This window comes from Mycobacterium sp. 852002-40037_SCH5390672 (genome assembly GCF_001665875.1).
Taxonomy (GTDB): Bacteria; Actinomycetota; Actinomycetes; order Mycobacteriales; family Mycobacteriaceae; genus Mycobacterium.
Window position 1 is genome coordinate 1 of sequence record NZ_LZTA01000083.1, and the last position, 21894, is coordinate 21894.

Genomic DNA, 21894 nt, shown 5'->3' on the forward strand with positions numbered 1-21894 from the left:
CTCCGAGAGCCTTCGGTAGTCCCCACGGCGGAGCAAGGACTGGAATATGAGTTCGTCTTTATATGGTCTGCTGACCGTCCTTTCCCTTGTCCTGGCCTTGATGTTGGCCGCCGTCGCCGCCGTGTACGTAAATCGCTTGGAGCGCCGAACGACTGCTCCGGTCAGCGAAGATATCGGGAGCGCCAAGACGGTTTTGCATAAGGTACGTAAACGCGAACCGATGTCGCAGGACGAGCTGCACTATGCGAAGCAAGTAGTTGCTGATCGCGGTTCGTTGATGACCCTTTGCATCCCCGGCGCCTTGTTCATGTTGGGCTGCTTTTTTGTCTTCGGCAGCCTCTACCACTTGCATGGAGCGACTCCTTCCGAGCGGACCTTCCTCGGGGTGATCCCCATGCTGACCTCGACGAACCTGGCCATTCAGATTCGCCGCAGCGCACGGTTGAGGCGGCAGCTGAAGAAATTGTCCTGACGGGTAACAACGCGGGCATCCGGTGCGGTCTCGGGTAGGTGGGGCACGCCGGCAGCTCTTCGGGGTCGCGTTCGGGTTGCGCTGTCGCTAGTCTTTGCACGATCATGTGTCAATTGGGCACATGACCGTCTACTATCCGCATGGGCGCCAGGGCGGGAGCGGGGGCGACAAGACGATGTCTCGACCGGACTCGGCAATGGTGATCGAGTGAGCCCTCGTTCAGTCGGGAGGACTGTTCTGGCGCGGATCTGGATGCCGTTGGTCGCCGTCGTTGCGGTCGGTGTGGGCCTGCTGTGTATGTACAAGGTGCATCAGTTCTCCGAACCCGAGCCGGTCATCACCGTCAATGGTCCGCAGGCACCCGAGGAGTTCAATCTCAAACGAATCACCTATGAGGTGTTCGGCTCCGCCGGGCAAGGCGGGAAACTCGTCTACGTCGACATCGACGGCCATCCGCATCAGGTTGATATCACGACCCTGCCGTGGTCCCACACGGAGACCACCACGCTCACGGTGGCGTCCGGCAGCATCTCGGTGCACGTTCATGGCGGTCAGGTGGGTTGCCGGATGCTGGTGGATGGCATTATCCGCGACGAACAATCGGGCGACCATCAAGACGCCGACGTCCAGTGCCGGGTGAAGTCGGCATGAGCGAGCATCGCTTCGACGAGCCCAGGGTCAAACGTCCGCTCATCCCCAGGATGGTCCGCGCCCTTGCGATTCCGATCATCTTCTTCTGGGGCCTTCTCGCGGTCACCACGAATACCTTTATGCCCCAAGTGGAACGGGTTGCAGAAGAGCTCGCCGGGCCGATGGTCCCGCACTACGCGCCCTCGCAGCGGGCGCTGCTGCACATCGGCGACAAGTTCCACGAATCCAACTCGACGAACTTGACCATGGTGGTGTTCGAGGCGAACCGGCGACTGGGCGACCAGGATCACCGGTACTACAACGATTTGATGCGCCGCCTCCAGAACGACACCAAGCACGTGCAATACGTGATGGATTTGTGGGGCAAACCGTTCACCGCGGCCGGGGCGCAAAGCGTCGATGGCAAGTGCACTTACGTGCTGTTGCGTCTCGCCGGCGACATCGGCCAGATTCAAGCCAACCAGTCCGTGGACTCGGTCCGCGACATCATCAAGAAGGACACGCCGCCGCCGGGCCTCAAGGTCTACGTCAGCGGTGCGGCTCCGCTGGCGTCCGACACGCTCGCTATCGCCAATGCCAGCCTGAACAATGTCACGATCGTCACGATCGTCCTCATCCTCGTGATGCTGCTGCTGGTGTACCGCACCCCGTCGACCCTGCTGGTGCCGTTGCTCGGCGTCCTCATCGAAATGCTTGTCGCCAAGGGCATCGTCTCGACCCTTGGACATTACGGGTACATCGAACTGTCGTCGTTCGCGGTAAACATCGTGATCGCGCTGACCCTGGGGGCGGGGACGGACTACGGCATCTTCTTGATGGGCCGATATCACGAGGCGCGACAGGCCGGCGAAAGCCGGGAGGACAGTTTCTACATCGCCTATAAGGGCGTGGCGCCCATCATCATCGGCTCCGGGCTGACGATCGCCGGCGCCTGCTACTGCTTGACGTTCGCGCGGCTGAACTACTTCCACACCATGGGGCCGGCCGTCGCGATCACCATGTTGTTCACCATCGCGGCGGCGATGACGCTGGGTCCGGCGGTGTTGACCGTCGGCAGCCTTTTCGGGATGTTCGACCCCAGAACCAACGTCCACGGACGTCTGTATCGGCGCATCGGCGCGAGCGTCGTGCGCTGGCCGGTGCCGATCCTGGTGGCCAGCTCCGCGGTCGTCATGCTGGGCGCGATCTTCGTGCCGAGCTATCGGCAGAACTACGACGATCGGCAGTACCAACCGGCCAGTGCGCCTGCGAATCTCGGTTTCCAGGCCGCCGATCGGCACTTCCCCAAGAGCAAGCTGTTCTCCGAGATGCTGATGGTCGAGACCGATCACGACATGCGCAACTCGGCCGACTTCATCTCGCTGGACCGGGTCGCCAGGGCTCTGATCCGACTGCATGGCGTGGCGATGGTGCAAGGCATGACGCGGCCGTTGGGCCGGGCGCTCGAGCACGCCAGCATTCCCTACCTGTTCACCACGCAGGGCAGTGGCAACGGTCAACAACTCCCGTTCAACAGGGAGCAGAACTCCAACACAGATGCGCAGGCCGAGATCCAGGCGCACTCCGTCGCGGTCTTGCGAAAAGAGATCGGCTTTTTCCAGAAGGTTTCCGACGAACTGCACCAGACGGTGCTCACCGTCGAGGACCTGAAAAGGGTCAGCAACGAGATGAACGAGGAAGTCTCGAATCTCGACGATTTCTTCCGCCCGATCAAGAGCTACTTCTATTGGGAGAAGCACTGTTTCGACATCCCCATCTGCTGGGCGTTCCGATCATTGTGGGACACGATCGATCACATCGACCACCTGGCCGAAGATATCGACAAGGCCGAAATCTCCCTCGCAGAAGTGGATAAGGCTTTCCCGCAGATCATCGCGCAACTGAAAGCCACCGCCGACGACACCGAGGCACTGCAGTTGAAGTTGGTCAACAGTTACGGGTCGGCCGATCTGCAGTCCATCCAGACCGAGCAGACATTCGACGATTCGATCAACGTCGGCAACGACTTCGACAAGTCCCGCAGCGATGACTACTTCTACATCCCGCACGAGGCCTTCGACAACGAAGACCTCAAGGCGGGCATGAAATTGATGATGTCGCCGGACGGCAAAGCTGCCCGCTTCATCGTCACCCACGAGGGTAACGCGATGGGCCCCGAAGGGGTCGAGCACGTCGAACAGTTCCCCGATGCGATCAAGACCATCTTGAAGGAGACCTCTCTGGCCGGCGCCCGGGTCTACATCGGGGGCTCGGGGTCCAACGACAAAGACATCAAGCAATACGCGATGTCAGACCTGATGATCGCGGCGATCGCGGCCTTCGTGCTGATCTTCTTGATCATGTTGTTCATCACGCGAAGTCTGGTGGCGGCGTTGGTGATTCCCGGCACCGTGGCGTTCTCCTACGCGGGCGCGTTCGGCCTGTCCATCCTTTTCTGGCAGCACCTCATCGGTCTGCCCCTGCATTGGCTCGTCCTACCGCTGACGTTCATCATCCTGGTGGCCGTCGGGTCGGACTACAACCTGTTGTTGATCAACAGGGTCAAAGAGGAGTTGCACGGCGGGATTCACACCGGTCTCATCCGGGCGCTCGGCAGCACGGGTGGCGTGGTGACGTCGGCCGGTCTGGTGTTCGCCTTCACCATGCTGGCCATGCTCACCAGCGATCTGCGCACGATCGGTCAGGTGGGATCGACCGTGTGCATCGGCCTGCTGCTCGACACGTTGATCGTGCGTTCGTTTGTCGTCCCATCCATCCTGCGGATCCTGGGACCGTGGTTCTGGTGGCCGACGCTGGTGCGTCCCCGGCCGCTGCCGCAACACTGATCAGCATGTGACGAATCTGAAGATCCGATAAGAGCCACACCAGGCCCGCCGCCGACGGCGGGCATAATCGTGACGTGAAGGCGCCCGGCGCAGCGATGCGGAAAACGCGGGCCGGCTCGCTACGACCCGGCGAACTGGCGCAGGCATCGGTGATGGGCGCGCTGTGCGCGGCGATCGCCATCATCGCGGTCGTCCTTCCGCACGGCGGGGGCCTGGGACTGCTCGGCAGCGTGCCGACCGGCCTGCTCGCGTATCGCTACCGGATCCGCGTTCTGATCACCGCGACGGTCGCCGCCGGCGTGATCGGCTTTCTGGTCGTCGGGCTGAGCGGTTTGGCAGCGATCGCGCTCTGCGCCTATGTCGGGGGGTTGGCCGGAACCGTCAAACGGCACCGTCGCGGCACACCCACCGTGATCGCGGTGTCCTTTGCCGCGGCCGTCGTCCTCGGTGCCGGGATGGTGGCCGCGCTGAGCGTCCTGACCCGGTTCCGGCAACTCGCCTTCAACGCCGCCAGCGCCACCGTGGACGGGGCCGCGACGCTCGCATCGCGGGTGCCGCAGCTGCGAGCGGGCGCGCAACACTTCAGGGCGTTCTTCGCCGAGGCGCTGCACTATTGGCAGTGGTTCGTCCTCGGGTACGCCGTCTTCGTCATCGTGGGCGCGTCACTGGTCGGTTGGTGGGCGTTGTCACGGGTGCTGGAGCGACTGCGCGGGATTCCCGATGTGCACAAGCTGGACGCGCCGGCCGGCACCGGTCCGATCCGGCCCGTCCCGATACGACTGGACCAGGTGCGCCTGCGCTACCCGCACGCCGAGCACGACGCGCTGCGTGCGCTCAGCCTGGACGTGCGTACCGGTGAACACCTCGCGGTCACCGGCGCCAACGGTTCCGGGAAAACCACGCTGATGTTGATCCTGGCCGGCCGCGAACCGACATCGGGCACTGTCGAACGTCCCGGGGCCGTGGGCCTCGGTGAACTCGGCGGCACCGCGGTCATCATGCAGCACCCGGAAAGCCAGGTGCTGGGCACGCGGGTCGCCGACGACGTGGTCTGGGGATTGCCGCCCGGCAAGACCACCGACATCCCCCGGCTACTCGGCGAGGTCGGGCTGGACGCGCTGGCCGATCGCGACACGGGCAGCCTGTCCGGCGGGGAATTGCAGCGCTTGGCCGTGGCCGCGGCGCTGGCACGCGAGCCGGCGCTGTTGATCGCCGACGAGGTCACCAGCATGGTCGACCGGCAGGGCCGGGAAAAACTGCTCGCCGTGCTGTCCGGCCTCACCGAGCGCCACCACACCGCGCTGGTGCACATCACCCACTACAACGACGAGGCCGAATACGCCGACCGCGCAATAAACCTCGGCGATTCGTCGGTCGACACCGATCTGGTGCAGAGCGCGACCGCGCCGGCGACGACGGTGACGAACGGCCAACCCGCCGGCGCGCCGGTGCTCGAACTCGTCAGCGTCGGACATGAATACGCCAGCGGCACCCCCTGGGCCCAGACCGCGCTGCGCGATGTCAGCTTCGCGGTGCACGAGGGCGATGGGCTGTTGATTCACGGCGGCAACGGTTCCGGCAAGTCGACGCTGGCCTGGATCATGGCCGGATTGACCGTGCCGACCACCGGCGCCTGCCTGCTTGATGGGCGCCCGGTCGCCGAGCAGGTCGGAGGGGTCGCGCTCCAATTCCAGGCGGCCCGGCTGCAATTGATGCGCAGCCGGGTCGACCTGGAAGTGGCTTCCGCCGCCGGGTTTTCGCCCACCGATCACATCCGGGTGACCGCGGCGCTGGCCGCGGTCGGCCTGGATGCCGGGCTGGCGAAGCGGCGCATCGACCAGCTCAGCGGTGGCCAGATGCGTCGCGTCGTCCTCGCAGGACTGCTGGCGCGAGCGCCACGGGTGTTGATCCTCGACGAGCCATTGGCGGGGCTGGACGCCGCCAGTCAACGCGGTCTGGTCCAGCTGCTCGCCCAGCGGCGCCGTGACACCGGCCTGACCGTGGTGGTCATTTCGCATGACTTCGCCGGACTTCAGGAGCTGTGCCCGCGTACTCTGCACCTGAGTGACGGCTCGCTCGAGCCGACACCGGCCGCGGCCCAGGGCAATACGGTGGCCACCGCCGCTCCGGCGAAGCGCCCGGCCGGCCGCCGGCGCCCCGTCGTGCTGCTGCGACCGGTTCCGGGCAGCTCCCCCATACACGAGCTGTGGGCCGGGACCAAACTGCTTGTGGCGTTTGCTATTTCGTTACTGTTGACGTTCTTCCCGGGATGGGTGGCGGTCGGACTCACGGCCGCGCTGGCGGTGGCCGGAATATGGCTCGCGGGCATCCCCCGAGGTGTACTGCCGTCCGTGCCGCGCTGGATGTGGATCGTCCTGGTGATCGTCGGTGTGAACGCGGCGTTCGCGGGCGGGAGTCCCAGGATCCAGCTGGGCACGGTGTCGCTGGGCCTCGGCGGCCTGCTGGACTTTCTACGCATTACCGCGCTGTCGGTGGTGTTGCTCGGCTTGGGCGCACTGGTGTCGTGGACGACCAACGTCGCCCAAATCGCACCTGCGGTAGCCACTTTGGGCCGGTTCCTGCGACCGCTGCGGATCCCGGTGGACGACTGGTCGGTCGCATTGGCGCTCGCGCTGCGCACCTTTCCGATGCTCATCGACGAATTTCGCGTCCTGTTCGCCGCCCGCCGGTTACGGCCCAAGCGCCCGCCGCGAACCCGCTGGGCCCGTCTGCGGCGCCCGGCGGCGGACGTGATCGACGTGGTCGTCGCGGTCATCACGGTGACGCTGCGGCGCGCCGACGAGATGGGCGATGCGATCACCGCCCGCGGCGGCACCGGCCAGATCTCAGCGGCCCCGTCACGACCGAAACCAGCCGACTGGGTGGCGCTTTCGATCGTCTTGGCGGTGTGCGGAACCGCCGTGGCGGCTGAGCTTGCGTTGGTCGCCGGGCGCTGACCCGGACCGCGCTTTAGAACCTCGCCAATGCCGGCACGTCCGCCAGCGCACAGTCCGGGATGCCCTCGGCCGCGCGCAGCAGGAAGTTCAGCTTTGCGATGCGCTCGCCCGACCGCGGTGCGCCGTTCTTCTGAAAGGGTGCTCCCAGGCCCACCGCCAGGTCCATCACCACATCGTCGATGACGCCGCCCGAGCGGCCCGACGGGATCGCCAAAACAGCGTTGCGAGTGGCGTATTCGAAGCAGTCCAGGGCTTCGGCGATGGTACCGACCTGGTTGGGCTTCATAATGAAACCGTCCACCGCGGACGTCTCGACGGCCCGCTGCAAGCGGGCGCGGTTGGTGACGATCAGGTCGTCGCCCAGGATGATCGAACGGTTCACCGTCTGCACCGCTTTGGCGAACCCGGCCCAGTCATCCCCATCGAGCAGGTCCTCGATGAACAGCATCGGGAACTCCTGTGACAGCCCCCGGGCATAGTCGATAAGAGCCTCCGCGGTCACCCGCTCGCCGTTGAATGCGTATGTCGCAGAATCGCTGTCGTACACCTCACTCGACGCGCAGTCCAGAGCGAACGCCGTGGTGTCGGCGCAGCCGGCGCGCTCGACGGCCTCGGTCAGCACCTCCATGACCACATGCGGGTCGCTGGACGGCGCGATGTATCCGTACGACGACGCCAGCATCGGTGCGCGGCCCAGCCGCCCGGTGAGCACCTCGCCGAGCGTCTCGAACAGGCTCACCCCCTGCTCGACCGCGGATTCGATCGAGGCCGCGCGATACGGCACGACGAGGAACTCGCTGAACGTCTGACAGACATCGCCGTAGTGACCGCCGTTGATCATGTTGAAGCTGGGCACCGGGAGGGTGGCCGGCGGTTCGAGCCCAAGCAGTGCGCCGACGTAGGTGTGGGTGGGTGTGCCCGCTGCGGCCGCGGCCGCACGTAGCAGCGCGATCGACGTGGAGTAGATCGCGTTGCCCCCGAGCCGGTGCTTGTCCGGCGTGCCGTCGAGGTCGATCATGACCCGGTCCAGGGACCTCGGATCGTCGAGCTCCGCGCCGATGAGGACCGGAGCGATCTCGTCGGTCACCGCGGCGATGGCGCGGTGCACGCTCAGCCCGTTGTATCGGCTTCGATCCCCGTCGCGCAGCACGAAGGCCTCGTGTGAACCCACCGAACTGCCGGTCGGTGACGCGCCGCGGCCGACAATGCCGGTGTCCGTGGTGATTTCAACCTCGAGAAGGGGCCGGGCTTTGCAGTCCAGCAGCTGGCGGGCGATGACGGACGCGATCTTCATCATCGACCTCCAGGGACTAAAGCTCCAGCGTACGGCCGCGCCACTGAGAGGTCACTGAGAAGGAGGCAGTGACGTAGCGAGACTCAGTGGCCCGTTGGGCTTTTCCCGCCCGATCGCTCTAGGCTAGTGTTTGCACAAGCCCTACTTGTAAAAACTCCGGGGTTCGGAGAAAGGGATCCTGAAGGAGGATCTTCATGCGGCCGGTGGTCAACCTTGATCGGTGCGAAGGCAATGCCTACTGCGTGAACATCGCGCCGAAAGTTTTCCAGCTTGACGATGACGACTACGCGGTGGTCATCGCCGATCCGGTCCCCGTCGAACAGGAGGCGGTGGTCGAGCAGGCCATCGCCGAGTGCCCACGCGCCGCCTTATCCCGCGAAGACTAGCGGCGAGAGGCTTTCGCGGACGTCACACCGGCTACCACGCACCGACCATGAGGTGACCATCCGGACGCCGGGCGCGACATGCGAAGCCGGGTCTACCCACGCTCCTCTTGGACGCCGAACGTGTTCACGGCCAATGCCAGCAGGAGGTAGCCGCCGATAGTGAAGGTCAGATCCATGCATTGCTGGTGCGTGAACAGCTCGCACAGTTGATCCCAGGTTGCTTGGCTGATCGTGCTGTCAGCGGTGAGATCGTCGACGGCCTCGATCACGGCCCGGTCGGTCCGGTCCGCGCAGTGGCCCGACCGGATGTCGTCGATCTCGGATTCGGTCAGGCCGGCTCGCGCAGCGATCGGGATGTGGTGTGACCACAGGTAGCCGCAATTGCTGCGGTGCACCACGCGTAGCAGCGCGACTTCTCGCACCCGGGGCGACAGGGTAGACCGGGTGAGCAGGTAGGCATTGAAGGGCAGGTAGGCAGCCGTCAGCTCGGGGTGCCGGACCATGGTCGACAAAACATTGCCCGCACCAACGGGATTCGCCCGCGCGGCGGGAATCAGGGACGCCAGCGCCGTGCGGGTGCTCTCGTCCCATTGCTCGGCGGGCAACGGCGTCAGGCGCAGCGGATGTTGGTCGGCGGTGGTCATGTCATTGGATCGGTTCGTCGCCGAGCACCGTGGTGCGCAGCATTTCGCGTTGTGAGTCCGGGTCGTACGGGGCCGCGCGGTGCAGCACCCCGCGGTTGTCCCAGATGACGGTGTCGCCGATCGACCAGCTGTGGCTGTAGACCTTGTCGGGCACCGTTGCGCGCTCGAGGAGCTTGTCCAGCAGGGCGCGTCCCTCGTCGAGTTCCATGCCGACGACGTAATCCGCGGAGGCGCCCAGCACAAGCGATTTGCGGCCACTGCGGTGTGTCCACACCAGCGGATGTTCGTGGATGCGCCGGGATCGCCAGCGCTGCACCTGTTCCGGCGAGGGGTCGGGATAGACACGCCGCTGGGAAGCTTCCAGCGAGTGCACCACACGCAGCGTGGCGAACCGATCCTTCTCGTCGTCGGTCAGGGCGTCGTAGGCGGCGTAGGAGTTGGCGAATTCGGTTTCGCCGCCCCATTCGGCGACCTGTACGGCCGACAACACGGTGGCCTTCTGCGGGCATTCGTCGCCCAGCGGTGTGCAGCCGTCGATGTGCCAGTCGAAGGTGGCCTTCAGGTAGGCGGCCGAGGCGTTCTTGGACTTGTCCAGCGTGATCGGGTAGATACCGGCCACCGGATGGTGGCCGTCGGAGGAGTGGTCGATCTCGCCGAGGCGACGGCAGAAGCTGACCTGGGCTGCCGGGTCGAGTTGCAGACCACGAAAGACCAGAACACCGTTGTCTTCCAACGCATCCAGGACCGCTTCGCCGACCGAGTCGTCCCTTGCCAGCGCGGCCGGCTCCAGGCCGGCGACTTCGGCGCCGACGGACTCGGTGAGTTTGGTGATGGTGAGCAGACTCATGGTCGCTCCTTTCGAGAAAAGGGATGTGTGGTGCGCGCGCCCTGGCGGGCGTGAAGGTCAGGGCACCGGCCCGCCGGTGCGGATCATGACCGCATCCGCGGCGTCGACCGGGGCAGGTTGATGCATGATCTCCACCGCCATGGCGACCATGATCAGCGAATAGATCATGTGCAGCAGGTTCAGTGCGTCGTCCGGCACATTGTCGAGGGGAAACTTGTCGCAGTAGTCGATCGCCTCTTCGAGGCGGGGGAAGAACGCGTCGTAGAAGTCGCGCAGCTCCGGCATCGACGCGTTGATCCGGGCATTCCAGCGTTCGGTTTCGGTTGCCAGACACCAGGTTCGGGCGTAGCCCTCGAACTCAGCGAATGCGCTGGGCAGCATGGGATGCATGGTCACACTCCCACCGAATCCTGTTCGCGGCGATAGGCTTCGACCCAGTCGACGGCAACCTTGTGCAGATGGCGCACCAGGATCTCTTGGTCGCTGAGGGGGAAGTCATCGACGACGCCGTATTCCAGTGCCGCCTGCGTCCCGCCGAGCATCCCGGCGTCTTGCAGCGCAAACTCTTTCAGCACCACCGAGGCAACCTCGTGCTCGATGCGCTCCCGCACCGTGCGCGCCGGATGGAAGTAGGTGTATGCCTCGAATCGGTGGGTGTTGTGCGAAGTCGGCCAGTACCGGTACAGCAGATACCACCCGCCATAGATCAAAATCTCGGTGTTCGGGAAAATCTGGAAATTGCTGATGCCCCAAGGCTCGATCCCGCCGGGGTTGAGTCCGGCCGGCAGTTCACCGATGTCGGGGGTTCGCCACGGTCCCACCAACCCGCTGCGGGTGGCCCGCTCGATCGGATACATGTATTCCGGTGGCAGCAGCCAGCGGCGCCGCCCGGCGGTGGAGACCAACCGGTGCGGGCCGTCGAGTTGGAAGTGGCCACAAGTGAATCCGGCGTTGGGATCGCGCACCTCGGAGGGCACCTGTTGTGAGTGCAGCGAGGGCACGTGGTAGTACTCCTGGAAGGCGTCGGCGAAGATCTTCCAGTTGCTGTTGTTGTGGGCCACCCAGTCGTAGCGTTCGGTCAACTTGCCGAACGGATAACCGTCGAGGCCGGTGATCATCGGACCGAGGAACTCACGCAGGGTTTGGCGCGGTTCGGCGTCGAAGTTGATGAAGACGAAGCCGTTCCACACGTCGCAGTGCACCGGACGCAACCCGTACCGCGCGAGGTCGAGGTCGAAGAACTCCGATTCCTGCTGGACGAATTTCAACGCACCCTGCAGGTCATAGCGCCAACCGTGGTACTTGCAGGTGAACTGCCGACACGTCCCGCGGGTCTCCTCGCCGGGAAAGTCGTTCCACACCAACTTGTTTCCGCGGTGACGGCACACGTTGTAGAAGGCGCGGATGCGCTCGTCCTTGCCTTTGACCAGGATCACCGACACGCCGACGACTTCGATCTCCTTGGTCAGGTAGCTACCGACACGCGGAAGCTCCTCCACCCGCGCGACGTTGAGCCACGCCCGTTTGAAGATCGCCTCGCGCTCGAGTTCGTAGAACTCTCGAGACGTCGAGTCTCTGAACGACACTGGACCGGTTCCCAACTCGGGATAGTGCTCGGTCCAGGAGCCCTCCGGCGGCCTGCCTGATCTCGTCATCGAATCCTCACTATCACATCACCGCTCCGCCGTTGACACCCAAGACCTGGCCGGTGATGTACCTTGCTTCCTCCGAGCACAAAAACCCCACGGCCGCAGCGATATCGGCCCCGGTGCCGAGGTAGCCCAGCGGGATACTGCTGGCGATCTGCTCGTTGGACGGCAGGTAACCGGCGGCCTGTCCCTGGTGCTGCATCGGGGTCTCGATGCCCGACGGCGGAATGTTGTTCACCGTGATCCCGTGCGGCGCGTATTCGCGGGCCAGCGACTTGGTCAAGGTGATCACCGCGCCTTTGGACGCCGCATAGTGGGCGGCGAACGGCGAGCCACGCTGGGCACTCGACGACGAGATCATCACGATCCGCCCCCAATTCGCCTCCACCATGTCCGGCAGTGCGACCTGGCAACAATGAAAGGTGCCGGTGAGATTGACGTCGATGATCCGCGACCAGGTTTCGGCGGTGATGTCCAGAAAGGGCGAGAAGTCGAACATGCCGGCGCTGGTCACCAGGACCGTCACCGGGCCCAGTTCGCTGCGCACCTTCGCGAAGGCCTGCTCCACGGCGGACCGGTCGGTGACGTCGGCGCCCACCCCGAGCGCGGTCACACCGCCGGCGCGCAAATCGTCGGTGACACGTTGGGCGGCATGCTCATTGACATCGAGGACCGCCACCTTGAGTCCGCGCCGACCCAATTCATGACAGGTCGCCTCGCCCATACCCGAGGCGCCCCCGGTCACCACCGCCACCCTGGTCATCAACTGCGCTCCACCATCGACCGCCTTTTCGTTCATTCGTAGACCACCCGTACCGTGGGACTGGTGGGCAGGGCCTGACATGTCAGCACCCAACCGTCGTCGACCTCATCCGAGTCGAGCGCATCATTGTTGATCATCCGGGCGCTACCCTGCGTCAGTCGGGCCATACACGTTCCGCACGAACCGATCTCACACGACGACGGTGCCCTCAGACCGGCCATCCGGGCCGTCTGCAGCAGCGTGTTGCCCGGGTCATATGACGCTGTGGTGGTGGCCCCGTCCAGCACAATGGTGACCTCGTCGGTGACCACCTCGGTGTCAGGCGGTGCCGCCGCGGCGATGTCGTTCACGTCGAAGTGCTCCACGTGCACGCGCTCGGCCGGCACCCCCGTCGCACGCAGGGCGGTTCGCACGGTCTCCATGAACTCGTTGGGCCCGCAGATGTACACATCGGCGTCGCCGGCGTCTTGGACGAATGCCTCGATCTCCGCCTGAGTGACGAAGCCGCTGTTGTCGTCGAGATGGTGGTGCAGGACGAAGCGATCGGCGTGCCGCGTGTTCAGCGACGCCAAAGCCTCGTCGAAGATCACCGCGTCGCGACTCCGGTTGGCGTAGAACAGTCGCGTGGCGCGCTTGCCGGACATCAGCGCCGTGCGCAGCAGCGAGAACACCGGCGTGATGCCGCTTCCGCCGGCGAAGGCGATCAGCTCTCGATCGCTGTCGTGCAACAAGAAGCGACCCTGCGGCGGCAGGGCGGGCAACCGGTCGCCGGGAGCGGCCGTGTCGTTGAGCCAGTTCGACACCACGCCGTGGCGGTCACGTTTGACGGTGATCTGCAGGTCTTCGCCCACGGCGGGCGACGACGACATCGAGTAACACCGTCGATGCCCGCGCCCGTCGACGCTGACCAGCAACGTCAGAAACTGCCCGGCTTGGTAGCCGAACTGCTCCGCGCTGCTCGGGGGGACATCGAGAACGATCGACACGGCGTCGCGGGTCTCGCGCACCACGCGCTTGATCCGCAGTGGCACAAAGCCATCCGGCAACGCGGCGATGTCGACGCCGCCGGCCGCGGCGTCGGTCTCGCTCGCCGAACCGACGTTGGCTGTCGTGCGGTTTCCACCCATCTCGGCCAGAGTATCAACTACTTGCGATTAGTCTCAAGTACTAGATACAGGCGCCTTGCGTTGCTGCCCACGGTGGCGCCGTCTGCGGCTGGTCAGCCCTCGACGTGATCGTTGAACAGTTCGTGGCCGGTGCCCTTTTCGACCACGCGGCCCAGCAATTCACGCAGGGTCCGCTGCTCTTGCTCGGTCAGCACGCCGAACACCTCCTGGTGAGCGGCGATCGCGTCATTGACCACCGTTTCGGCGACCTTGCGGCCCTCGCCGGTCAGGTGGGCCCGCAGGATCCGCGCGTGCTGGGGGTCCTGTTTTCTTTCCACGAAGCCGCGGCGTTCCAGGGCGGTGAGCGCCAGCTGCACACCCTGCGGGCTGATCAGCAGGCGCCGCGCCAATTCGGCGCCGGACAAGCCGGGTTCGTTGGCCAATTGGCGCAGCACACCGATCTGGGCGGTGCTCACGCCGTGTTCCCGCATCGCCTCGTTGATGGTGGTCAGCGAGTAGTAGAAGGCCTGCTTGAGCAGCCACAGGATGTTGTCGGTGAGTTCCATGCCCGCCTCCGTTTACGCCGCGGGACTTTTGTAGATCTGCCCGTTTTTCATGACAAAGCGAACGTCGAGGGTGGTGGCGATGTCGTCGAACGGGTCTCCGGGGACAGCGATGACGTCGGCCAGATAACCCGGAGCCAGCCGGCCCAACTCGCCGTCCGCCTCGATCAGCTCGGCGGCCACCACGGTGGCGGCGCGGATCGCTTGCGCGGGAGTCATGCCCCGTTCGACCAGTGCGCCCAGTTCCTTGGCGTTCTGGCCGTGCGGGATGGCCGGCGCATCGGTGCCGCACGCGATGCGCACCCCGGCGTCAATCGCCTTGGGCAGCATCGACTTTGCCCGTGGGAACACCTCGAGCGCCTTCTTGCGTAGCTCGGGTGCGATGCGGTCGATGGCCATGGCGTCGGTCAAATACGTGGTCGAGACCAGGAACGTGCCGTGGTCGACCATCATCTGGATGGTCTCGTCACTGGCCAAGAAGCCGTGTTCGATGCAGTCGATCCCAGCGCGAATGCACGCTTGTATTGCGCTGTCCCCGACGGCGTGTGCGGCCACCCGGACTCCGGCCCGGTGGGCTTCGTCGGCGATGGCGGCGAACTCGGCATCGGAGTACTGCTGGGCACCGGGCGCGGTGCTGTGCGACATCACTCCGCCCGAAGCGGACACCTTGATCAGCTTCGCGCCGTGCCGAATCTGATAACGCACGCAAGCGATCACGTCGGGCACGCCATTGGCGATGCCTTCGGCCACCGACAGCGGCATGATCCCGGGGGCCAACCGCTGAAAGACCGTGGGGTCCAAATGGCCGCCGTACGGGGTGACGGCATGTCCGGCGGGATACACGCGCGGCCCGATGTGCCAGCCCTGGTCGATGGCGCGCTGCAGCGCCACGTCGAGCAGGTACCCCCCGGTCTTGACCATCAGTCCGAGATTGCGCACCGTGGTGAACCCGGCCTCCAGCGTGGTGCGCGCGTTGACCGCGCCGCGCAGCGTGCGATACGCCGGGTCGTCCTGGACGCCGTGCATGGGCGCGGGTAAGCCCTCGGGACCGCCGGGTCCGCCGATGAGCAGGTTGAGTTCCATGTCCATCAGGCCCGGGAGCAGGGTCACGTCCCCGAGGTCGATGATGGTGGCCGAATCCGGCAGCGGCTCTTGGGGATTGATCGCCGTGATGCGTTCGCCGTCGATCACCACTTGCGCCGGCGTATGGATCTGACCGGTCACGACGTCAGCCCATCGCGCCGCCCGCAGCACGGAGATCATGGAACGGGCTCGGACACGCAATCCAGAGTCGACGCACCCGAATCGGGGACGCGGGGCTGTTTCCAGCACTCGACCGGGAACGACACCATGATCATGGAATAGAGCAGGTGCATCAGGTTCTGGACATCGTCGGGCAAGTCGTCGAGGGGGAACTTGTCGCAGAACGTCAGAGCATCTTCGGCCCGCGGGGTGATCGCGTCGTAAAAGGCTTTCATTTCCGTCATGGAGCTGGCCAGCCTCTTGGCGTAGCGTTCGGGTTCGCTGGACAGACACCACTGGGCGAACCGTTCGAGGTCGGCGAACTCGGCGGGCAGTATCGGCATCCTGTTCACACTCCTGCCGTGGAAATCCGGCGATAGTCCTCGATCCAGGCCGCGGTCTCCTTGTGCAGGTGTCGCAACAGGATCTCCTGGTCGTTGAGAACGAACGTGTCGATCACGCGCGATTCGAGCATCGTCTGGGTCGCCTCCAGCGTGTTGGCGTCCTGCAACCCGTATTCCTTGAACGACACCGCCGCCAGTTCCTGGGCCACCCGCTCGCGTGGGGTGCGCGGCGCCGGGAAGTACAGCGTGCCCTCGAAAAGGTGGCTGTTGTACGACGTCGGCCAGTAGTGGTAGGTCAAATACCAGCCCTGGCCCCAGAACAGGATGACGAAGTTGGGGAACAGCTGGAACGAATCCAGCCCCCACGGATCGCATTTCGCGGGGTTGAGCCCGGTGGGCATCGGCCCCAGATCGGGCTTGTCCCAAGGTCCGAACAGCCCGCTCTGGCAGATGTCCTCCATCGGCTTGCGCATCTCGTCTGCCATTTCCCAGGCGCGCACCCCCGAGGTGCTGACCAGCCGGTGTGGCCCATCCAGCCGGTAGTGCGGGGCTTCAAAACCCGCCTCGGCAGCCGCCTTTGAGTACGCGGTCGGCGACTGGTTCGCGTGTAACACGGGCGCGTGATAGAACTCCTGGAACGCGTCCATGTAGAGCTTCCAGTTGGCCTTGACTTCCGAGCGGTAGTACCAGCGCGATGTCATCTTGTCGAAGGGATAGCCCTGTAGCTCGGTGATCATGGGCCCCAGGAATTGGCGCAACGGCTGTTCAGGGGTCTTGGCGAAGTTGACGAAAATGAAGCCTTCCCACACATCGCAGTGCACCGGTACCAGGCCGTAGCGACTCTTGTCGAGGTTGAAGAACTCCTCCTCCTGTTGCACAAAGGTGAGGTTGCCGTCCAGGTCGTAGCGCCAGGCGTGGTATTTGCAGGTGAACTGCCGGCACACGCCGCGCGTTTCGTCCTGCGGCATGTCATTCCACACCAACTTGTTGCCGCGGTGTCGGCAGACGTTGTGGTAAGCCTTGATGTCGCCAGATGCGGTGCGGACCAAGATGATTGACGTGTTGACGACCTTCAGCTCCCTGGTCAGGTAACTGCCCTTGCGCGGAAGCTGTTCAACACGACCGACATTGAGCCAGGCCCGCTTGAAGATGGCCTCGCGTTCCAACTCATAGATCTCGGGGCTGATGGAGTCCTCGTACGACACCGGCCCGGTGCCCAGTTCGGGGTAATGCTCGGTCCAGCTGCCCTCCGGCGGTTTGGGGAATCGAGCCATCATCGCTCCTTCAGCAGTCCAATCTCACAGACCTTCGGCGCCCGGCCACTTTGTGCAGTACTGCCCGCGCGAAACAACCACCTGCGCACCGGTTCACAGATCCCTGAGAGCTCCGTCACGGCCGACGGTATATCCTGGACCCCTTCAATAGCAAGTAGTTGATATTGGCCTCGGGAGGCGCGGATGGACCACCACGTCGCAGTGCAAACCACCGGGAGCGATCGGGCGCGACCGCAGGCCGGCGTCGTGCAGGTCATCTCACCACATACCGAGGAACCCATCGCCGAGGTCGATGCGGCAGGACCCGACGACGTCGACACCGCGGTCGCATCCGCGCGCGCGGCCTTGACCTCAGCGCCCTGGAGCCGCAGCGAGCCGCCAGAACGTATCGCCGCCATCCGGCGCCTGGCCGACATCTACGACCGGCGCCGCGCCGAGATGGCCAACACCATCACCGCCGAAATCGGCGCCCCGATCAGCTTTGCCCAGCGGGCCCAGGTCGGCCTGCCCGCATTCATGATCCGTGCGTTCTGCGACCTGGCTGAGAGGCATCAATGGCAGGAAACACGTCCCGGGTTCTTTGGCAGTGACGTGCTGGTCCGCAAAGAGCCCGTCGGCGTCGTCGCGGCGATCGTGCCCTGGAACATGCCCCAATTCCTCATCGTCACCAAACTGGTGCCCGCGCTGTTGGCCGGCTGCACCGTCGTGCTCAAGCCCGCGCCCGAAAGTCCCTTGGATGCCCTGCTTTTAGGCGAGATGATCGCCGAAGCCGGCCTGCCACCCGGCGTGGTCAGCGTCCTGCCCGGCGATGCGACTCTCGGTGCCTACCTGGTTGCCCACCGCGGAGTGGACAAAGTGTCCTTCACCGGTTCCACCACGGCGGGCCGCGCCGTCGCCGCAGCCTGCGCAGCCAACCTCACCAAGGTCAGCCTCGAGCTCGGTGGCAAGTCCGCGGCCCTCGTCCTCGACGACGCGGCGCCGGACAAGGTCGCCGCCGGAGTGCGATCGGCCAGCCTGTCCAACAGCGGCCAAATCTGCAACGCGCTGACCCGCGTACTGGTGCCCCAAGCGCGCCACGACGAATACGTCGATGCGCTCGCCGCCGAAATGTCCGGCCTTCGCGTCGGCGACCCCAGCGAGCCTGACACGCAACTCGGTCCCCTGGTCTCTCGTCGCCAACAGCAGCGCGTTCGTGAGTACATCCACGTCGGCCAGCGGGAAGGGGCGCGATTGATCGTCGGCGGCGCCGAAATGCCCGACGGACTCGACCGCGGCTGGTACGTCCAACCCACCCTCTTCGCGGCGGCCGACAACACCATGCGCATCGCACGGGAAGAGATTTTCGGACCTGTCATCACCGTCATCCCCTACCGCGACGAAGAACAGGCGGTGGAGATCGCCAACGATTCCGACTACGGCCTTGCCGGATCGGTGTGGGGCAACGACACCGATCGGGCCCTGGCACTGGCCACGCAGATCCACACCGGCACCGTCGGGATCAACCAGGGCTACACCATGGACCCGTTTGCGCCCTTCGGCGGCGTCAAAGCCAGCGGTTACGGCCGGGAACTCGGACCCGAAGGGCTCGACGGCTACCTCGACACGAAATCAATCGCCATCGCGCCGGGAACTTGACACCTCCCTGCCCTGGACGCCGGCAACACCGCCTTGATTACCTGGACAGGCGGCGCGCCTTCCCGGATACGCAGGTGCGGGGCCAGTACCATCCACCTCGTCACTTCATACGTCTCGAGATGGCCAAACAGGCCTATGACAGGCCTGACGCATGGGAGGTGACGGTGAGCAAATTCGTCGAGACGATGCTCAGCGCCGCGGAGTCGAGTACTCGTGCCCTGGTGACCGGAGACCCCGGTTCGCCGATTCGGTCTACCTGGGGTCAGGTTCATCAGCGCGCTCGGCGGGTAGCAGGCGGGTTGGCTGCCCTTCGGGTCGGCCCGGGTGACCGGGTCGGTGTGCTGGCCGGCGCTCCGGTGGAAGTCGCACCAATCGCGCAGGGCGTGTGGTTGCGGGGCGCGTGTTTGACGATGCTGCATCAGCCGACGCCGCGCACCGATCTGCAGGCATGGGTACACGACACCTTGACGGTCATCAGGATGATCGAGGCAACGGTCGTGATCGTGTCGGATCCGTTCATGGCCGTCCTGGACGTGTTGGCCGAGCATGGTGTCACGGTGGTGACGTTCGCCGAGTTGTTAAGCGCCGCACCGATGAACGCCGTGGACAGCGATGAGGACGACCTGGCGCTTCTGCAGTTGACGTCGGGCTCGACGGATTGCCCCAAAGCAGTGATGATCACCCATGCCAATGTGATCGCCAACGCCGAGGCGATGTTCATCGGCGCCCAGTACGACCTGGATACCGATGTGATCGTGAGCTGGTTGCCGCTGTTCCATGACATGGGCATGACCGGGTTTTTGACGGTGCCGATGTTGTTCGGCGCCGAGTTGGTCAAGATCACCCCGATCGACTTCTTGTCCGATATCTTGTTGTGGCCCAAGCTGATCGATAAATACCGGGCGACCATGACCGCGGCGCCGAATTTCGCCTACGCGTTGCTGGCCAAGCGGTTACGTCGGCATGCCAAGCCCGGCGATTTTGATCTGTCGTCGTTGCGGTGGGCGTTGTCGGGCTCCGAACAGGTCGAACCGGCCGATGTGGAGGAACTGTGTGCGGCCGGGGCGCCGTTCGGGCTGCGTCCCGAAGCGATCTTGCCGGCGTACGGTATGGCCGAAACCACTGTGGCAGTGTCGTTCTCGGAATGCGGCCGCGGACTGGTGGTTGATGAGGTGAGCAGCGACATGCTGGCGGTGCTGCGCCAGGCAGTTCCCGCCACCACCGGCCGCACCTGCCGACTGGCGTCGTTGGGACCGTTGCTCAACGGTATGCAGGCCCGCATTGTTGATGAGGACGGCGCCGTCCAGCCAACCCGCGGTGTGGGACTCATTGAGTTGCGGGGAGATCCGGTGACGTCCGGGTATGTCACCACGGCCGGTTTTGTCACGGCCCAAGACGATCAGGGCTGGTTGAACACCGGGGATCTGGGTTATCTCACCGAACAGGGCCACATAGTCGTCTGCGGCCGGGCCAAGGATGTCATCATCATGGCCGGACGCAACATCTACCCCGCCGATGTTGAACGCGCCGCCGGGCGGGTCGCCGGAGTGCGCGCCGGGTGTGTGGCGGCCGTGCGCCTCGATGCCGGCCGTTCGCGGGAATCGTTTGCCGTTGCTGTGGAGTCGAACAACGTCGATGACCCCGCTCAGGTGCGGCGCATCAAGCACGAGGTTGCGCACGAAGTCGTCACCGAAGTGGCGGCGCGGCCATGCAATGTGGTGGTACTGGCCCCGGGTGCGATTCCCAAGACGCCGTCGGGCAAGCTGCGTCGCGGCTACGCGCTGTCCCTGGTCACCTGACCGCTGCGCGCCGAGTCGAACACGCCCCGTCGATGCCGCCAGAGCCGGACGGGCCGACCGCAACGCGCCGCCGACTGTCATTGATGCCCACCAACTTGGCAAGCGCGAGCGCTGTTGATTTCGCCCGCCGAGATTGGCCGTTAGCCGGTCTCGCTCGCGACGTAAACGGCCACATAGCCGATGGGGATGCCGGTCCAGGTCGAGATGCATTCCCGTGCCGCCACCTCCACGGTGGCCCGGCTGCTGGCCCGGGTGGCCCTGCCGACCTCGGGGACCTGGATCATCCATCCGTCTGTGTCGCGAGTGATTTCGATATCGAAGCACTGGCCGACCATCGGACACTTCACGCGGGGAGCGACCCGCTGTCGGCGGGCGCTGCGCAACGATTGACGGCGCAGCAGAGTGGGCTGAACAGGCATGGCTGCTTTCCTGAGTCGCGAACGAACCGGGGCAAGAGTAATCGGCATCAAGGCGAAAAACCTAATTGGCGAAGCGCTCTTCCGCGGGCGTCCCGAGCTGACCCATCCGCCGCACAGCGGCCATCCGTTGATCTCCGGTTGGTAACGAGCGCTCTCGACACCGGCGCAGATGTGATGTAGACCACATATCGCCATGGTATGTTGCGGGCGTCACACCGAAGGAGATTTCATGGTTAACGTGGATCGTCCTCGTAAGCCCGTCATCGCGCCTCGTCCGGGCGGGGCGGTCAATTCCCACCGTCTGCTCGTGGCCTTTCTGACTGTCACGGTGTTTATTTGCGCAATCGTGGGCGTCATCGCGGCCGCGATGACGGGGCAAAGCACCGCCGCGCTACTGATCGCGCTTGTCGCCGGTGGGTGGTTCTCGGCCGCTGCCCTCTGCTGACGCAGCCTGCGAACAATGGCCCGCCGGCTCGTTGCTGCGGTTTTATTCTCGGGCGTTGACCGCATCAGGGGCGCATTGCGGAAGTCGGCGCAATGCGTCGGGGTCGCTGCGCACCTGCAGGCGGCGTCGACCGTCCTCTTCGGTGTCAACGCCAACAGGTAACTCGCCGCGGCACTCGCTGGCCGGATCGACGAGAAGTTGCAGTTCATTGGAGTCGACGAACAACACGGCATCATCGTGCGAAAGCCTCCACGGGTGGCCATCGGTGGGCCACCGGCCACCCACGACACGAATGCCGTGGCCATCATCCGCCTGGCCTTCGTCGGCATCAACCGTGACGCAATCAATCCACAATTTCGCGGGCACCGGACGGAAGTACACCGCGAGGCGTTGGCGGTTGAGGTCGAGGCCGACCGGCATCCCTATCGGAGGAAGCGATGTGCCCTCGGGCTGGTCGTTCAGCGATTTCTTGACCTGACGAGAACCGATGCCGGTGCCGAACCAGTCGATGGTCAAGACCTGTCTCTTATACACATCTGACGCTGCCGACGATCGCATAAGTGTAGATCTCGGTGCTCA

At 64.8% G+C, this 21894-nt stretch carries 21 protein-coding genes; 8 read left to right on the forward strand and 13 right to left on the reverse strand.

Annotated elements, in window-relative coordinates:
• The first annotated feature begins 46 nt into the window (after positions 1–46).
• The 4 genes from A5782_RS15280 (at position 47) to A5782_RS15295 (ending at position 6905) form a co-directional block, all read left to right on the forward strand.
• Positions 47–472, forward strand: coding sequence for a hypothetical protein (locus A5782_RS15280; protein WP_067101544.1), 426 nt, complete (start codon positions 47–49; stop codon positions 470–472).
• Between the two features lie 252 nt (positions 473–724).
• The gene (locus A5782_RS15285; RefSeq protein WP_067101547.1) at positions 725–1123 is read left to right on the forward strand and encodes an MmpS family transport accessory protein; all 399 of its coding nucleotides are present in this window, start codon (positions 725–727) and stop codon (positions 1121–1123) included.
• Entirely contained in the window at positions 1120–3948 is a 2829-nt protein-coding gene (locus A5782_RS15290; protein WP_067101550.1) for an RND family transporter, read from the forward strand. Before A5782_RS15285 ends, A5782_RS15290 begins: the two co-directional genes overlap by 4 nt.
• A 74-nt stretch (positions 3949–4022) precedes the next feature.
• A complete protein-coding gene (locus tag A5782_RS15295; protein ID WP_067101553.1) occupies positions 4023–6905 on the forward strand; it encodes an ATP-binding cassette domain-containing protein in 2883 nt (960 codons plus the stop codon).
• Positions 6906–6918: 13 nt separating this feature from the next.
• Here the strand turns inward: A5782_RS15295 and A5782_RS15300 are convergent, their stop codons facing one another.
• Entirely contained in the window at positions 6919–8202 is a 1284-nt protein-coding gene (locus A5782_RS15300; RefSeq protein ID WP_067101556.1) for an enolase, read from the reverse strand.
• A gap of 191 nt (positions 8203–8393) precedes the next feature.
• On the opposite strand from A5782_RS15300, the gene A5782_RS15305 reads away from it, so the two are divergent.
• Positions 8394–8585: a ferredoxin gene (locus A5782_RS15305; RefSeq protein ID WP_067101559.1), complete on the forward strand. Its 192-nt coding sequence runs from the start codon at positions 8394–8396 to the stop codon at positions 8583–8585.
• A gap of 92 nt (positions 8586–8677) precedes the next feature.
• Here A5782_RS15305 and A5782_RS15310 read toward each other — a convergent pair whose 3' ends face one another.
• The 10 genes from A5782_RS15310 to A5782_RS15355 form a co-directional block, all read right to left on the reverse strand.
• Positions 8678–9229, reverse strand: a complete 552-nt coding sequence (locus A5782_RS15310) for a carboxymuconolactone decarboxylase family protein (protein ID WP_067101563.1) — start codon at positions 9227–9229, stop codon at positions 8678–8680.
• Position 9230: 1 nt separating this feature from the next.
• On the reverse strand, positions 9231–10076 hold the full coding sequence (locus A5782_RS15315; RefSeq protein ID WP_067101567.1) for a TauD/TfdA family dioxygenase: 846 nt from the start codon (positions 10074–10076) through the stop codon (positions 9231–9233).
• Positions 10077–10133: 57 nt separating this feature from the next.
• Entirely contained in the window at positions 10134–10472 is a 339-nt protein-coding gene (locus tag A5782_RS15320; RefSeq protein ID WP_067101571.1) for a hypothetical protein, read from the reverse strand.
• Complete coding sequence (locus tag A5782_RS15325; protein WP_067101576.1) at positions 10469–11731, reverse strand: aromatic ring-hydroxylating dioxygenase subunit alpha; 1263 nt, start codon at positions 11729–11731, stop codon at positions 10469–10471. Before A5782_RS15325 ends, A5782_RS15320 begins: the two co-directional genes overlap by 4 nt.
• Positions 11732–11744: 13 nt before the next feature.
• Positions 11745–12488, reverse strand: coding sequence for an SDR family NAD(P)-dependent oxidoreductase (locus A5782_RS15330; protein WP_067101608.1), 744 nt, complete (start codon positions 12486–12488; stop codon positions 11745–11747).
• A 32-nt stretch (positions 12489–12520) separates the two neighbouring features.
• Positions 12521–13534 (reverse strand): ferredoxin--NADP reductase, encoded by a 1014-nt coding sequence (locus tag A5782_RS15335; protein WP_067101611.1) that lies wholly within the window; start codon positions 13532–13534, stop codon positions 12521–12523.
• A gap of 173 nt (positions 13535–13707) precedes the next feature.
• Positions 13708–14160, reverse strand: coding sequence for a MarR family winged helix-turn-helix transcriptional regulator (locus A5782_RS15340; protein WP_067101580.1), 453 nt, complete (start codon positions 14158–14160; stop codon positions 13708–13710).
• Positions 14161–14172: 12 nt separating this feature from the next.
• The gene (locus A5782_RS15345) at positions 14173–15420 is read right to left on the reverse strand and encodes an amidohydrolase family protein (RefSeq protein ID WP_067101585.1); all 1248 of its coding nucleotides are present in this window, start codon (positions 15418–15420) and stop codon (positions 14173–14175) included.
• Complete coding sequence (locus A5782_RS15350; RefSeq protein ID WP_197694241.1) at positions 15417–15752, reverse strand: hypothetical protein; 336 nt, start codon at positions 15750–15752, stop codon at positions 15417–15419. Before A5782_RS15350 ends, A5782_RS15345 begins: the two co-directional genes overlap by 4 nt.
• Entirely contained in the window at positions 15749–17017 is a 1269-nt protein-coding gene (locus A5782_RS15355) for an aromatic ring-hydroxylating dioxygenase subunit alpha (protein ID WP_067101594.1), read from the reverse strand. The genes A5782_RS15350 and A5782_RS15355 overlap by 4 nt, the downstream gene beginning before the upstream one ends.
• Before the next feature lie 183 nt (positions 17018–17200).
• Between A5782_RS15355 and A5782_RS15360 the strand changes: the two genes are divergently transcribed.
• Positions 17201–18652 (forward strand): aldehyde dehydrogenase, encoded by a 1452-nt coding sequence (locus tag A5782_RS15360; RefSeq protein ID WP_067101599.1) that lies wholly within the window; start codon positions 17201–17203, stop codon positions 18650–18652.
• A gap of 164 nt (positions 18653–18816) precedes the next feature.
• Complete coding sequence (locus A5782_RS15365; RefSeq protein WP_067101614.1) at positions 18817–20451, forward strand: fatty acyl-AMP ligase; 1635 nt, start codon at positions 18817–18819, stop codon at positions 20449–20451.
• A gap of 140 nt (positions 20452–20591) precedes the next feature.
• On the opposite strand, the gene A5782_RS15370 is transcribed toward A5782_RS15365, so the two are convergent.
• Positions 20592–20786, reverse strand: coding sequence for a long chain fatty acid-CoA synthetase Faa4p (locus tag A5782_RS15370; protein ID WP_067101619.1), 195 nt, complete (start codon positions 20784–20786; stop codon positions 20592–20594).
• Between the two features lie 313 nt (positions 20787–21099).
• On the opposite strand from A5782_RS15370, the gene A5782_RS15375 reads away from it, so the two are divergent.
• On the forward strand, positions 21100–21315 hold the full coding sequence (locus A5782_RS15375) for a hypothetical protein (RefSeq protein WP_067101622.1): 216 nt from the start codon (positions 21100–21102) through the stop codon (positions 21313–21315).
• Between the two features lie 42 nt (positions 21316–21357).
• Here the strand turns inward: A5782_RS15375 and A5782_RS15380 are convergent, their stop codons facing one another.
• Complete coding sequence (locus A5782_RS15380; protein ID WP_067101604.1) at positions 21358–21831, reverse strand: hypothetical protein; 474 nt, start codon at positions 21829–21831, stop codon at positions 21358–21360.
• Positions 21832–21894 lie beyond the last annotated feature (63 nt).

Bases quoted from the DNA above. Each gene is read 5' to 3' on its own strand.
- A5782_RS15280 (WP_067101544.1), top strand. From the start codon at position 47: ATGAGTTCGTCTTTATATGGTCTGCTGACCGTCCTTTCCCTTGTCCTG.
- A5782_RS15285 (WP_067101547.1), top strand. From the start codon at position 725: ATGCCGTTGGTCGCCGTCGTTGCGGTCGGTGTGGGCCTGCTGTGTATG.
- A5782_RS15290 (WP_067101550.1), top strand. From the start codon at position 1,120: ATGAGCGAGCATCGCTTCGACGAGCCCAGGGTCAAACGTCCGCTCATC.
- A5782_RS15300 (WP_067101556.1), bottom strand. From the start codon at position 8,202: ATGATGAAGATCGCGTCCGTCATCGCCCGCCAGCTGCTGGACTGCAAA.
- A5782_RS15305 (WP_067101559.1), top strand. From the start codon at position 8,394: ATGCGGCCGGTGGTCAACCTTGATCGGTGCGAAGGCAATGCCTACTGC.
- A5782_RS15310 (WP_067101563.1), bottom strand. From the start codon at position 9,229: ATGACCACCGCCGACCAACATCCGCTGCGCCTGACGCCGTTGCCCGCC.
- A5782_RS15315 (WP_067101567.1), bottom strand. From the start codon at position 10,076: ATGAGTCTGCTCACCATCACCAAACTCACCGAGTCCGTCGGCGCCGAA.
- A5782_RS15325 (WP_067101576.1), bottom strand. From the start codon at position 11,731: ATGACGAGATCAGGCAGGCCGCCGGAGGGCTCCTGGACCGAGCACTAT.
- A5782_RS15330 (WP_067101608.1), bottom strand. From the start codon at position 12,488: ATGACCAGGGTGGCGGTGGTGACCGGGGGCGCCTCGGGTATGGGCGAG.
- A5782_RS15340 (WP_067101580.1), bottom strand. From the start codon at position 14,160: ATGGAACTCACCGACAACATCCTGTGGCTGCTCAAGCAGGCCTTCTAC.
- A5782_RS15345 (WP_067101585.1), bottom strand. From the start codon at position 15,420: ATGATCTCCGTGCTGCGGGCGGCGCGATGGGCTGACGTCGTGACCGGT.
- A5782_RS15355 (WP_067101594.1), bottom strand. From the start codon at position 17,017: ATGGCTCGATTCCCCAAACCGCCGGAGGGCAGCTGGACCGAGCATTAC.
- A5782_RS15360 (WP_067101599.1), top strand. From the start codon at position 17,201: ATGGACCACCACGTCGCAGTGCAAACCACCGGGAGCGATCGGGCGCGA.
- A5782_RS15370 (WP_067101619.1), bottom strand. From the start codon at position 20,786: ATGGTCGGCCAGTGCTTCGATATCGAAATCACTCGCGACACAGACGGA.
- A5782_RS15375 (WP_067101622.1), top strand. From the start codon at position 21,100: ATGGTTAACGTGGATCGTCCTCGTAAGCCCGTCATCGCGCCTCGTCCG.